We start from the raw sequence: 12,418 nt of genomic DNA, 5'->3' as shown, positions 1-12,418 counted from the left end.
CGGCTTGCGGTGCCGCGGCGGATCATCGGATGAGGCAAGGGAGCGGCTGTGGCCCTCAAGGGGCAGAATCGGATGGCGTGGATTGGCGTCGCGGTCGGCGTCCTTCTTCTGGTCACGGCTGCGGCCACCGTGGTCGGTTGGCGTGACGACGACGCCCCGTCGACCGCCTCGGCGGCGTCGAACGACGGCCGGCTCAGCCATGTGCACGGACTTGGCGTGAACCCCGCCGATGGGCAGCTGTATGTCGCCACCCACCACGGAGTATTCCGCCTTCCCGGCACGGCGGCGGACCGGGTCGGGGACGGCCGACAGGACACCATGGGCTTCACGGTGACCGGCCCTGACGAGTTCCTCGCCTCCGGTCACCCAGCCCCAGACGAGGACGGGCCGGCGCACCTGGGGCTGATCCACAGCAACGACGCGGGCCGCTCATGGCAGGCTCTGTCCCTGGCCGGGCAGGCCGACTTCCACCTGCTGCGCTTCTCCGGCGGCGTGGTGTACGGCCTCGATTCGAGCAGCGGCGCCCTGATGGCCAGCAGCGACCGGATGACATGGGAGACACGCTCCACGCTCGAGGCATACGACCTGGCCGTCGATCCGCACCGCCCAGGAACCCTGCTGGCCAGCACGGAGAAGGGCCTGCGTCGCTCGACCGACGGCGGCCGTACCTGGACGCCGGCCGGCGGTCCGCCTGCGATGTTGCTGCACTGGTCCGCGCGGGAGCTGGTGGCGATCATGGCGGACGGGACGCTGGTGCGCTCCGTCGACGCAGCGGCGACCTGGTCGTCAACACCCGGTCGGACACCAGGTGCCCCGGCCGCTCTGACCGTGTACGAGAACGTGATCTATCTGGCCACCCGGGACGGCCGGGTGCTGCGCAGCTCCGACGCGGGCGTGACGTGGCAGCCGATGCTCCCCTGAGCCGGGCCCAGACCGCTTGCACCCGCCGTTGTGCCGGCGGCCCGGTCGGATAACTCCGATCGGGCCGCCGGTTTGCCTGAGTCAGTGCTGCCCGGGACTGAGCTTGACCCGGCGCAGCAGCTGCGCGTTCAGCGCCACCACGATGGTGGAGACGGACATCAGCACCGCTCCCACCGCCGGGCTGAGTGTGACCCCGGCCCAGGCCAGCGCGCCAGCCGCAAGGGGAATGGCCACGACGTTGTACCCGGCGGCCCAGGCCAGATTCTGGATCATCTTGCGGTACGACGCCCGGGACAGCCGGATCACGCCGGTGACACCCCGTGGGTCCGAGGATGCCAGGATCACCCCGGCGGACTCGATCGCGACGTCCGTGCCGGCCCCGATGGCCAGCCCGACGTCGGCGCGGGCCAGGGCGGGAGCGTCGTTGACGCCGTCGCCGACCATCGCCACGGTCAGACCTCGGGCCTGCAGGTCGGCGACCGCTTGGTCCTTGTCGGCGGGCAGCACCTCGGCGAACACCTCGTCCACCCCGGGCCGGAAGCCCAGGTCGGCGGCGACCGCCTCGGCGACGGAGCGTGCATCTCCGGTGATCATGACAATCTTTTTGATGCCCTGTTCGCGTAGCTCGGCGATGGCCTCGAGGGCCTCGGGACGTACCTCGTCCTCGAGGGCGAACGCGCCGACCGCAATCGCCTGACCGGCCTGCGGCAGACGGATCAGGTGCAGCACCGCCGCGCCGCGCGCCGACCACCCTTGCGCTGCGCTGGCCAGCTCGTCGGGGACCGCGGCGCCAAGCTCCCGCAGGAGAGCGGGGCCGCCCACCGCCCAGGTGGCGTTGTCGACGACGGCTTGGACTCCTCTACCGGTCAGGGAGCGGAAGTCGCGGGCGCTCGCCCGCAGCCCGCGGTCCTGCGCGACCTTGACCAGAGCCTTGGCGAGGGGGTGTTCGCTGTCTGCCTCGACCGCGCCGGCGATGCGCAACACGTCGTTCTCGTTGACGCCGCTGGCCGCGGCGGTGGCGGTGACGGTGTGCGCGCCCTTGGTCAGGGTGCCGGTCTTGTCGAACAGCACCGCATCGACGGTGCGCATCCGCTCCAAGGCGAGGCGGTCCTTGACCAGGATGCCGGCCTTCGCCGACACCGCGGTGGACAGCGCGATCACCAGCGGGATGGCCAGCCCGAGGGCGTGGGGGCAGGCGATGACCAGGACCGTCACCGTCCGCACCACGGACTGGTCGAGATCACCCAGCGCCCGCCAGGAAGCGAAGGTGACCAGCGCGGCGGCGGTGGCGACGTAGAAGAGCATCGCGGCGAACCGGTCAGCCAGCACCTGCGCCCGGCCACTGGAGGCCTGCGCCTGCGCCACGAGCCGACCGATGCCGGCCAGTGCGGTGTCCTCCCCTACCGCGTCGACCCGGACCCGTAGCGCGGAGTCGGTCGCCACCGTGCCGGCCACCACCCGGTCCCCGACGCCCCGCGGCACCGGCCGGGACTCCCCCGTGATCATCGACTCGTCCAGTTCCGCAGCCCCGTCAACGATCCGACCGTCGGCCGGCACCCGGGCACCAGAGCGAACCAGTACCACGTCGGCGACCCTCAGCTCGGACACCGGCACCCGATGCACGGTGCCGTCGTCATCGATGCGTTCGGCGTCGTCGGGCAACAGTGCCGCCAGCGCGGCGAGGGCGCCCTGCGCCTGGCCGATCGCCTTCATCTCCTGCCAGTGGCCCAGCAGCATGATGGTGACCAGCGCGGCCAGTTCCCACCAGAAGTCCAGATCGAACGCGCCGAGGCTGGTGGCCAGCGACGCGATGTAGGCCACCGTGATCGCCATCGAGATCAGCAGCATCATCCCCGGAGCCCGGTCACGGACCTCGCGGACGCCGCCGACCAGGAACGGCCAACCTCCGTAGAGGAAGACCACCGACCCCAGAACCGGGCCAACCCAACTCATGCCGGGGAAGTCGAGCGTGTAGCCGAACCAGTCCATCACCATGTGGCTGGTCGCCACGATCGGAACCGTCAGCGCGAGGCTCAGCCAGAACTTGCGCCGAAACTGCTCCGGGTCGTGCCCCGCGTGCTTGTCATGACCCCCGTGCCCCCCGGAGGATCCGTGCCCCGCGTGGTCGTGGTGCCCGCCCTTGTGGCTATCCGTGGACCCGGCACCGCCGGCATGCCCGCCGTGCGGGGGTTGCTCGCTTACCTGCACCTGATGTCCATCGTGTCGCGCCTCAGCCGGGATGACCGTCGGTTCGGTGTGGGTCGTGTGTTCGTGTCTCATGCCGTCCACCTCCAGCAAACACCGTATACCCCCTAGGGGTATCAGGCAACCGGTCATGTGGCGAAGGGCCGCTACCTGCGGCGACGCGGTTCTGCGCAGAGAGGTGGAGTGCGGACGCGTACCCCTACCCAGGACCGGTATGAGGCTGCCGCCGCGCCCGGTGGGCTGGTTGCGTCACCTGCGCCGGGGACCCGCCCTCGGCTATGCACCGGCCGGTCGAACTGGACCGGCGCGTGCTCCTCACCCACACGCTGCGCGCCGTCGACAGCGTGGCGCTGACCCGACAGCGACCGGACCGGGTGCACCGGCTGGTGCTGGGTGGGTCGATGACGCCCTACCGGTGGACGATCAATGGCGTGACCTTTGACCACGCTGACCCGCTCCTGGTCGAGCGGGGCGAGCGGGTGCGGCTCGAATTCGTCAACCGCACCGCGATGTTCCACCCCATGCACGTGCACGGGCACACCTTCGCCGTCACTGGCGGCGGCGCCCGCAAGGACACCGTCATCGTCACCCCGCACCGGACGGTCGCCGTGGACTTCGACGCCACGAACCCCGGTCAGTGGATGACTCACTGCCACAACGTCTACCACGGGCAGGCGGGCATGGTGGCGAACCTGGCGTACCGACGGTGACAGCCCGTCCCGCCCAAGCATTGACGCCCCGCACAGCCTTGTGCTCGTGGCGGGGCCAATGAGAAACCACCTAAACCCCAACCTCTGCGGCCCACGCCAACCATCGCCGCAGTCGTAGCCTTCTCGTCCGGGACGCGGGCGACTGCGGGTGGATCCCGGCGGCCCCCTATGGGCCGCTGACCACGGTCCACACCACTCCCCCGGCCAGACCGGCGGCAAGGCTGAGGGCAGCGGCCGTGACCGCGGTGATCGGAGACCACCGCCGTCGAGAGCAAGTCTCTCCTCGCGCGGACGCGTCTCGTTGCGGCTGACGGTAGGTGGGGACAATCCAGCGCAGGTAGTAGAACAGGCTGAGCAGGGTGTTGACGAGGACGACGACGGCGAGCCAGCCGTGGCCGCCGTCCCAGGCGGCGGTGGCGGTGGTGAGCTTGCCGACGAACACCCCGGTGGGTGGGGTGCCGACCAGTCCGAGGAGCGCCACGACCAGGGCGGCGGCGAGCCATGGGCGCCCGGTCGCCAGGCCTTGGTAATCATCGAGGTCCCGATGATTGGGCAGGGCGGCGGTGACGGCGAAGGCGGCGATGTTCGTCACCGTGTAACCGGTGAGGTAGACCAGCAGCGACGGCAGCGCCAGGTCGCTGTTGCCAGCCACCACCACGGGCACGAGCACGAACCCGACCTGACTGACCGTCGACCAGCCGAGTAGCCGCCGCGGGTCGGCCTGCCAGTACGCCGCCAGGTTGCCCAGGGTCATGCTCGCCACCGCGACGGTCGCGATCAACGCCGGCCAGGGCACCGCGTCGGGCAGGATGCCGACCAGGCGGTACACCGCGACCATCGCCCCGATCTTGGGCACCGTGGTCAGGAACGTCGCCGCTGTGGCATTGGCACCCTGCGCGGCGTCGGGCACCCAGAAGTGGCCGGGCACACCGCCGGCCTTGAACATCAGCCCGGCCACGAGCGCGACGACCGCCCCGGTCACTGCCGCCGGTGGCACGTCAGCCAGAGCGTTGGTGAGTTCGGCGTAGCCGGTGCTACCGGTGAGTCCGGACAGGATCGTCACGCCAAGGAGGAGCAGGATGCCGAACAGCGCCCCCATGAGATATGTCTTCATCGCTGCCTCGACGCCCCGGGCGGTGAACACGAGACCGATGAGCCCGTAGAGCGGGATGGTGGCGAGCAGGAAACCCGCGGCGAGGACGAGCAGGTCGTGGGCGCCGGCGAGCAGCACGGTTCCCGCGGCGCCGACGAGCAGCAGCGCGCAGGTCTCGCTCTCCCGTGCCGTTCCGGCGATCTCGTCGGCGGCCAGCATGAGCACCAGCAGCGTCGCGGCTGAGGCGAGGATCCGGGCCACACCGGTGGCGGTGTCGACGGTGTAACTGTCGTCGAAGGCGGTTCGGGCGGGCCCGGCCACCCCTATCGCGGCGGTGACGATGACCGCGAGGAGGACGCCGGCGGTGAGGACCCGAATCATCCACTGCTGGTGTCGGGGGACGAACGAGCCGCCGAGCAGGGCGGTGAGCGCTCCGACGACGAGCAGCATCTCGGGCAGCAGCAACAGCGGCCGCATCATCTCCGTCTGCACCGGCTACCTCCCGACGAGGTCGACGACGCTGGCGGCGGCGGGTTCGATGAGGTCGAGCAGCGGACGCGGCAGAACGCCGAACAGCAGGGAGAGCGCCAGCAGCGGGCCGACCGACCACACCTCGGCGGGGTGCAGGTCGGTGAAGCCGACCGAATGGCCCCTGGTGTCGCCGGTGAAGACGCGTTGCAGCGCGCGCAGGAACAGCGCGGCGGTGATCAGGATGCCCAGGATCGCCACGGCGGTGGCCGGGGCGGCGGCGACGCTGCCGGTGAAGATCTGGAACTCGGCGATGAAGCCGGTGAACGCCGGCAGGCCCAGGGAGGCGAACGCGCCGACAGCGAACAGTGCCGCGAAGCTCGGTGCCGTGGCGGCGAGCCCGCCGTACTCCCGCATGTCGTAGCTGGCGGCGCGGTCCCGCAGGACGCCGGTGAGCAGGAACAGCGCGGCGGTGATCAGGCCGTGGCTGACCATCTGGGTGACCGCACCGGTCACCGCGATCGTCCGGGCCTGCGCGGTGTCGCTGGCCACCAGGCCCGCGACGCCGACGGCGAGGACGACATAGCCCATGTGGTTCACCGACGTGTAGGCGATCATGCGTTTGAGGTTGGTCTGGGCCAGGGCAACGAGCGCCCCGTAGAGCACCGACACCACGCCCACGACGATGATCACCCAGGCCCAGGCTTGCCACGACTGGGGCAGCATCGGCATGGCGATGCGCACGAAGCCGTAGGTGCCCATCTTCAGCAGCACCCCGGCCAGCACCGCCGAGCCGACGGCGGGGGCATCGGTGTGTGCCGGCGGCAGCCAGGTGTGGAAGGGAACCGTGGGGGTCTTCACCGCCAGACCGACCAGGATCGCGGCGAGCACCAGCCCGCCAGCGAGGGACCGCCCGGCCAACGGCGTGGCCGCGGCGAGCGCCGGCATGTCGAAGGTGTGCGGCTCGGCGGCGACGTACAGGCCGATGAACCCGACGAGCAGCGCCAGCGAGCCGAGGAACGTGTAGAGGAAGAACTTCATCGCCGAGCGCCCCGGGTCGCCGTGGCCCCATCCGGCGATCACGAAGTACATGCCGACGATGGACAGGTCGAAGAAGACGAAGAAGAGGATCAGGTCGGCGGCGATGAACAGACCGAGACTGACGCTCTGTAGGAACAGGAACAGCGCGGCTTGCCCGCGCGGGCGGTGACGGTTGCGCAGCGCGTACACCGCGCAGGCCAGAAAGATCACCGCGGTCATCGCGACCAGCGGTAGGGACAGACCGTCGACGCCCAGGTGGTAGCTGCTGTTGACGCCGGGGATCCATGCCGCCTGCTCCTCGAACGCGAGACCCCCGGGTGCCGGGGTGTCGTAGCGCAGCCAGAGCCCAACAATCAGCGCGAGGTCGACGGCGGTGACCGCCACCCACGCCCACCGGGCGATCCGGTCACTCAGCCGCGGAAGGACGGCCAGGATCAAACCGGCCACGAGGGGCAGGAAAATGATCACGCTGAGCACGGCTCACCCCAACGCCACGAGGAGGACGACGCCGACGAGGAGGACCACGACGGCCTGCAGGTAGTACTGGTGCAGTTGGCCGGTCTGCGGCCGGCGGGCCAGCCCGCCCAGCCGACGCACCCTGGCGGCCAGGTGTTCCACCACCTCGTCGAGCCACCGGTCATCGGCCCGGGCCGCGCGCGCCGCCACCCGCATCGACAGTTCGGAGGTTGATGTCACGGCATGGTCAACAACCCGGTCGTCAAAGCGGGCGGCGCGACGACTCAGCGACACCACGGCGCGAGCGGCGCCGGTGATTGCGCGGTCCAGGACCCGGTCGTCGAACCGGGCCAGGGCGTTCGCGCAGCGCAGCGTGGGGCGCGTCAGGAGCGCTGACGCGGCCGCCTGCAGCCCCAACCAGCGCAGCGCCCAGCGCGGCTCCGGCAACCGTCGGCGGGCGAGGACCACCAGTAGGACCCCGAGGGTGACAGCCGCCGACACGACCAACTCCCGGGCAGAGGCGTGAGAGCCGCCGGCCTGGCCGACGGCTCGGGCGACGGTACTGGCGAGCGGCGGGAGCGCCAGCAGACCGGCGTACGCGGCGCCCACCGCCAGCAGCACCAGAGGTACTCGCTGCAGCAGCGTCACGCGCCGGTTGCCCCGCTCCTCCTCGTCGAAGTGGGCCTCCACTTCGGCCCGGCGGTCGGCGGGTACCCGCGGCCAGATGACGACGAGGATCTTCGCGGCGTAGGCCACGGACAGCGCCGACGCGGCGAGGCCGGCGGCATACAGCCAGGGCGACTGCTCGCCGACGGCAGTGAGGACGGCGTCCTTGGTCGCCCACAGCGACAGCGGCGCGATCCCCGCGAGAGCGAGCGCACCGACCGTGGCCGACCAGCCGACCAGCCGCCACCGCCCGACGACCCCGCGCAGGCCGGCGAGCCGCTTGGTGCCCAACGCGGTCAGCCACACCCCGGCGGCCAGGAACAGCAGCGCCTTGGTCGCGGCGTGCGCGATGAGGTGCGCGGCGCCGCCGGCGACCGTTCCCGCACCGGCGGCCATCACCACGAAACCGAGTTGGGCGGCGGTGGAGGCGGCCAGCAGCTGCTTGAGGTCGCGCTGCGCCACCGCCACCGCGGCGAGCAGCAGCGCGGTCGCGGCACCGAACCCGGTGGTCACCGGGCCCGCCCACCCGGTGGCGGCGAGCAGCGGCTCGACCCGCAGCAGCAGGTAACCACCCATCGCCACCATGGCCGCCGAGTGCAGCAGGGCGCTCACCACGCTCGGGCCGGCCATCGCCCGGGAGAGCCAGAACGAGAACGGTAGCTGCGCGGCCTTGCCTAACGCGGCGACCAGGATGCCGGCGGCGATCACGTGCCGCCATCCCGGGCTGCTCTGCGACAGGTCCGTCAGGGCCAGGCCCGCGCCGCCGGCGAGCGCCGCCCCAGCGGCGACGTAGAGGCCCAGGTCGGCGGCGCGGGTGGTGAGGAAGGCGGTCAGGCCGGCCGACACCCGGTCCTCGTCGCGCCACCGGAAACCGATCAACGCGTACGACGCGGCACCCATGATCTCCCACGCCAACAGCAGCGCCGGCAGAGTCGCCGCCGTCGCGGTGAACGCGACCGCGCCGGCGAAGATCAGCATCAGCCCGTGGAACCGGGCGGTCGACGCACGAATCTCGCCGGTCGAGGCGAGCAGCACCAGCAGAGTCACCACGGTGAGCGTGGGCAGGATCAGGGCGGCGAGCCCGTCGACGGCCAACGCGAGGTCGGTGCCGGCCAGAAAGGGCACTGCAACGGCCGGGCGGGCGGCTGCCACCACCGCCGACAGGCCTACCATCGCGGTGGCGGTCGCCAACGAGATGGGGACGGCGACTCGGTTCGCCCGCCGGACGGCGGCCAGCAGAGCACCGACGCCTGCCGGCAGGACCACCAGCAGCCACAGGCACACCTGCGCGAGATCGCTCATCCGGACAGGTCCGCGGCCATGTCGGTCATATCGACCCGGCGTACCCGGTGCAACAGCGTGGCCACCGCGAAGCCCATCGCCATCTCCACGGTCATCGCCGCGATGATCACCAACAGCAGCACCTGCCCCGACGGATCCGGGGCGAGAAACCACCAAAAACCGGCGGCGGCCAGGATGAGACCGTTGAGCATCAGCTCGAGGCCCATCATCACCATCACCACGACCTGCTGGGACAGCGCGCCGTACAGGCCCACGCTGAACAGGGCCGCCGCCACCAGCAGCACGCTCTGCAGGGTCATCGGCCGACCCCACCCGGTTGCGGGTCGTGCGCGGGTCGGCGGCGCAGGTCGTCACCGAAGCGGTCGTAGCGGGTGCGGTGCGCTGCCAGCACCACGCCAGCCACGATGGTGACCGCCATGACCACCCCGACGGAGATCATCACCAGCATCTTCGGGCCCATCAGCTCCTCACCGAGTGCCGCCGTCACATCCTCAGCGGGGGCGCCGCGGCGGGCCGGCCACGGAACGAGCAGCACTCCGGCGGTCAGGGCGACGAACACACCGACGGCCACGCCCAAGGCGTATCGCTTGTCGTGAACCATGCTCATCGGCATTAGCGCCGGATTCATGCCCATGAACATCACCATGTAGACGGCCATCACGGCCATCTCCATCACCATCATCAGGATCGTCACCACACCGATGTAGTTCTGCTGAAGCAGCAGCACCTGCACCCCAACCGCGATGAACGACAGCGCGAGGGAGTAGCTGGCCCGGGCCATCGAGTTGACCCAGAAGACGGCAGCCCCGCTGAGCACGGCGACGACGGCGAGCACCCAGAACGAGATAGCGGTGATCATTCGTTCAGGTTCTCCACACTGCGACGACCGCGACGAGTAGATCCTGGACAAGCACGGCGGGTAGAAGCACCACCCACCCGACCTCCATGAACAGGTCCGGCCGGACAGCCGGCAGCCGGCGGCGCAGCCACACAAAGACAGCGAGCAGGGCGCCCGTCTTTACCAGTACCCAGGCCCAGCCGGGCAGCAGTGGACCGTTGCCACCTCCCAGGAACATCGGCACGGCGAAGGCGGCTCCCGCGGCCAGTAAGGCATAGCGTCCGCCCTGAAACACCAGCCGGTCGACGCCGGACAACTCCGTGGTGACGCCGCCGGCGATGTCGGAGCCCAGCGCTGGCGTGAACGGTCCCCAGACCGCGATCGCGACGACCCCGGTGCAGTAGACCAGGAACGCGACGGGCATCCACACCACGAACCACAGATCCGCCTGTGCCGCCGCAACCGCCCCGACGTTGAGGCTCGATGCGGCGACCGCTGGCGCCACGAGCGCGAACATCAGTGGGAGTTCATAGGCCAGCCCGTGAGCCAGGAAGCGGTAGCCCCCGATCAGCGAGTGCGTGGAGTTGGCGCCCCACCCGGTCAGCCACACGAACGCCCACGCCAGGACGTCCATCGCGTTGAACCACACCACCCCCACGTCGAGGTCGAACAGCGTCCACTGCCCCAGTGGCACGACCGTCACGATCATCAACGCCATGAACAGCAGACCCGAACTGCCGATCCGCCACAGCAGGGTGTCGGCCGCGACAGTCGTTCTGCGCCGCTGCCGGACGAGCCGGGCCGTCTCCCCCAGCGGTCGGGTCACCCCCGACGGCCCGGCGCCCGCCGTCCGCGCCGAGAAAAGCCCGTCAAGGACCGCGGCGAAGGCCACGAGGAGACCCAAGATCGCTGCCGCAGCGAGTGCCCACCCGGCGGGGACCGTCGTCACGGTCGAGTCAGGCATGCGCCACCGCGCTCGCCGCCGGCAGCGGGTCGAGGTCGAGGCTGGCGACGACCAACCGCGCAGTGGCGATGTCCAGCCCCTGCACCACATCACCGATCTTGACGATCGGCACGTGCTCGCTGGCGTCGCTGCTCCCGCCGTCGGCGCCGGCGATGTCATCAGCTGCCCGCTGGATCATCGAAAGGAGGCGGTCATGGGTGTCTCCGCGCAGATGGCCAGGAAGATCCAGACGCGCGACGTCAGCCGCAGAAAGGTAACCGACTCCTCGCAGCGACCACCGCAGCAGCCACGAACGCTTGATGCGGCGATGCAGCCGGTCGAGGTCGCGGGCCGTCGTCCCCCGGTCCCCGTCGTTCAACAGCCGGTCACGCAGACGCCGGGCACCCCCGGCCGCGTCCTCCCAGCCGGCGAGGGCGAGCAGTCCTGCGGCGTTGTCGCAGCGACGCGCCGCACGATGGTGAGCGCACCTCACGCCAGCGTGATGGGCGTCGACCAGGGTGACCTCTGCATGGACGATGAGGTCGCCCTGCAACGAGCAGCGTAGGACAAGACCCGTCGGCCAGGACGGCAGCACCGGACCCAGGCGAAGGTGCAGGACGTCCAACTCCAGGCCGTCGCGGTCCTCGCCTCCGTGGGCCAGCGGGATCCCGGCCGGCGCCATATCCATGCCACCGTGACTCATGGCGCCGTGACCCATGCCGGCGTGGCCCATGTCCATGCCGTGGCCCATGCCACCGTGATCGCCACTGTCGCCATGACCGCTGGACTCACCATGGTCCATCGCGCTGTGTTCAGCGTGACCGCCGTCGTCCATCTCGCCCTTGCCGACATGACTGCCGTGGCCGCCGTGGTCGTGGCCGCCGTCGCGCCCCTCCAGTTTGTTGTCACGGTGCTGTTCGCCATCAGGCTTGGCCGATCGACCCTGGCTGTCGTCGCGCTGCAGGCTCCGATCGAGGAGCTTGGTGGCGGCACTCTCAAACGCCGCCGCCGCGAGGTGCGGTGCATCGATCTGGACCCGGGCGCGTGGCCCGGGCAACTGCTCCCACAACCTTGCGGCGATCGCTGCTATCTCCGGGCCCGGGGTGCCGCAGAGTGCCAGCACGTCCGCGTCCGCGGGCGACGAGGCGAAACGCCAGCCCCGGGCACGGAGGTGCTGCTCGGCCGCGGCGCGCGTCAGCCAGTGTCCCGGCACCTCCACGAGGAGGACGTGGGCATGGTTAACCGCGTACCTGGCCAGGGCGTTGCTCAGACCCACCGCAGAGCCCCCTCCCTCCAGGCCCACACCACCGCGACGAAGACCGCACCGAGGAAGAGGAACATCTCGACGATCGCCGTGGCGCCCATCTCGGCAACGACGACCGCCCAGGGGTACATGAAAAGCATTTCCACGTCGAATGCGAGAAACAGCAGGGTCGAGAGGTACCACCGGACGTGGTAGCGGGACAACGCGTGTTCCTCGGGCCTCCATCCGGACTGGAACGGCAGCACCGCGAGGGGGTCGGGCGCGAGGGCGAGCAGGCGGTGCAGGCCGTATATCCCGGCGACGAAGACCACCGCCACCAGTGCCATCGCGGCGGCTCCTGCATACATGTCGCCTCCTCCTGATCATTAGGAGCATGCCCCTCCGGGAGGGTCAATGTGCGCATATCCACCCGAAGGTCCGGTGCGGCACAGAGTTCCGCGGGCCGCCGAGCTGGCAGAAGCAGGCGTAGCGCGAGGACAGCCGGAAGCACGGTTAGAAACAAAGGACGACG

At 70.5% G+C, this 12,418-nt stretch carries 10 protein-coding genes and 1 pseudogene; 2 read left to right on the top strand and 9 right to left on the bottom strand.

Going from position 1 to position 12,418, the window contains the following annotated elements; all coding sequences use genetic code 11:
- Positions 1-72: 72 nt before the first annotated feature.
- On the top strand, positions 73-921 hold the full coding sequence (locus tag O3438_RS33575; RefSeq protein ID WP_269683472.1) for a F510_1955 family glycosylhydrolase: 849 nt from the start codon (positions 73-75) through the stop codon (positions 919-921).
- 81 nt (positions 922-1,002) lie between these two features.
- On the opposite strand, the gene O3438_RS33570 is transcribed toward O3438_RS33575, so the two are convergent.
- A complete protein-coding gene (locus tag O3438_RS33570; RefSeq protein WP_442929690.1) occupies positions 1,003-3,258 on the bottom strand; it encodes a heavy metal translocating P-type ATPase in 2,256 nt (751 codons plus the stop codon).
- Between the two features lie 119 nt (positions 3,259-3,377).
- Here O3438_RS33570 and O3438_RS33565 point away from each other — a divergent pair.
- Positions 3,378-3,836, top strand: a pseudogene (locus O3438_RS33565) (multicopper oxidase domain-containing protein); the annotation flags it as partial.
- Positions 3,837-4,002: 166 nt separating this feature from the next.
- Here O3438_RS33565 and O3438_RS33560 read toward each other — a convergent pair.
- From O3438_RS33560 to O3438_RS33525, 8 genes are read right to left on the bottom strand one after another with little or no spacing between them, the layout of a single operon-like run.
- On the bottom strand, positions 4,003-5,421 hold the full coding sequence (locus tag O3438_RS33560; RefSeq protein ID WP_269683470.1) for an NADH-quinone oxidoreductase subunit N: 1,419 nt from the start codon (positions 5,419-5,421) through the stop codon (positions 4,003-4,005).
- 3 nt (positions 5,422-5,424) lie between these two features.
- On the bottom strand, positions 5,425-6,915 hold the full coding sequence (locus O3438_RS33555) for a complex I subunit 4 family protein (RefSeq protein WP_269683469.1): 1,491 nt from the start codon (positions 6,913-6,915) through the stop codon (positions 5,425-5,427).
- A 3-nt stretch (positions 6,916-6,918) separates the two neighbouring features.
- A complete protein-coding gene (locus tag O3438_RS33550; protein WP_269683468.1) occupies positions 6,919-8,862 on the bottom strand; it encodes a proton-conducting transporter transmembrane domain-containing protein in 1,944 nt (647 codons plus the stop codon).
- Complete coding sequence (locus O3438_RS33545; protein ID WP_269683467.1) at positions 8,859-9,161, bottom strand: NADH-quinone oxidoreductase subunit NuoK; 303 nt, start codon at positions 9,159-9,161, stop codon at positions 8,859-8,861. The genes O3438_RS33550 and O3438_RS33545 overlap by 4 nt, the downstream gene beginning before the upstream one ends.
- On the bottom strand, positions 9,158-9,721 hold the full coding sequence (locus O3438_RS33540) for an NADH-quinone oxidoreductase subunit J (RefSeq protein WP_269683466.1): 564 nt from the start codon (positions 9,719-9,721) through the stop codon (positions 9,158-9,160). The genes O3438_RS33545 and O3438_RS33540 overlap by 4 nt, the downstream gene beginning before the upstream one ends.
- Before the next feature lie 4 nt (positions 9,722-9,725).
- A complete protein-coding gene (locus tag O3438_RS33535) occupies positions 9,726-10,664 on the bottom strand; it encodes a complex I subunit 1 family protein (RefSeq protein ID WP_269683465.1) in 939 nt (312 codons plus the stop codon).
- Positions 10,657-11,919 carry a hypothetical protein gene (locus O3438_RS33530; RefSeq protein ID WP_269683464.1) on the bottom strand — a complete coding sequence of 421 codons (1,263 nt, stop codon included), beginning with the start codon at positions 11,917-11,919 and terminating at the stop codon, positions 10,657-10,659. Before O3438_RS33530 ends, O3438_RS33535 begins: the two co-directional genes overlap by 8 nt.
- Positions 11,910-12,233 carry an NADH-quinone oxidoreductase subunit A gene (locus O3438_RS33525; RefSeq protein ID WP_269683847.1) on the bottom strand — a complete coding sequence of 108 codons (324 nt, stop codon included), beginning with the start codon at positions 12,231-12,233 and terminating at the stop codon, positions 11,910-11,912. Before O3438_RS33525 ends, O3438_RS33530 begins: the two co-directional genes overlap by 10 nt.
- Positions 12,234-12,418 lie beyond the last annotated feature (185 nt).

This window comes from Micromonospora sp. WMMC250 (genome assembly GCF_027460215.1).
In the GTDB taxonomy this organism is placed as follows: domain Bacteria; phylum Actinomycetota; class Actinomycetes; order Mycobacteriales; family Micromonosporaceae; genus Micromonospora; species Micromonospora taraxaci.
The sequence above is the reverse complement of the archived record's forward strand: the minus strand, read 5'-3'. Positions and strand labels throughout refer to the sequence as shown.

Bases quoted from the DNA above. Each gene is read 5' to 3' on its own strand.
- O3438_RS33575 (WP_269683472.1), top strand. From the start codon at position 73: ATGGCGTGGATTGGCGTCGCGGTCGGCGTCCTTCTTCTGGTCACGGCT.
- O3438_RS33570 (WP_442929690.1), bottom strand. From the start codon at position 3,258: ATGACCGGTTGCCTGATACCCCTAGGGGGTATACGGTGTTTGCTGGAG.
- O3438_RS33550 (WP_269683468.1), bottom strand. From the start codon at position 8,862: ATGAGCGATCTCGCGCAGGTGTGCCTGTGGCTGCTGGTGGTCCTGCCG.
- O3438_RS33545 (WP_269683467.1), bottom strand. From the start codon at position 9,161: ATGACCCTGCAGAGCGTGCTGCTGGTGGCGGCGGCCCTGTTCAGCGTG.
- O3438_RS33540 (WP_269683466.1), bottom strand. From the start codon at position 9,721: ATGATCACCGCTATCTCGTTCTGGGTGCTCGCCGTCGTCGCCGTGCTC.
- O3438_RS33535 (WP_269683465.1), bottom strand. From the start codon at position 10,664: ATGCCTGACTCGACCGTGACGACGGTCCCCGCCGGGTGGGCACTCGCT.
- O3438_RS33525 (WP_269683847.1), bottom strand. From the start codon at position 12,233: ATGGCACTGGTGGCGGTGGTCTTCGTCGCCGGGATATACGGCCTGCAC.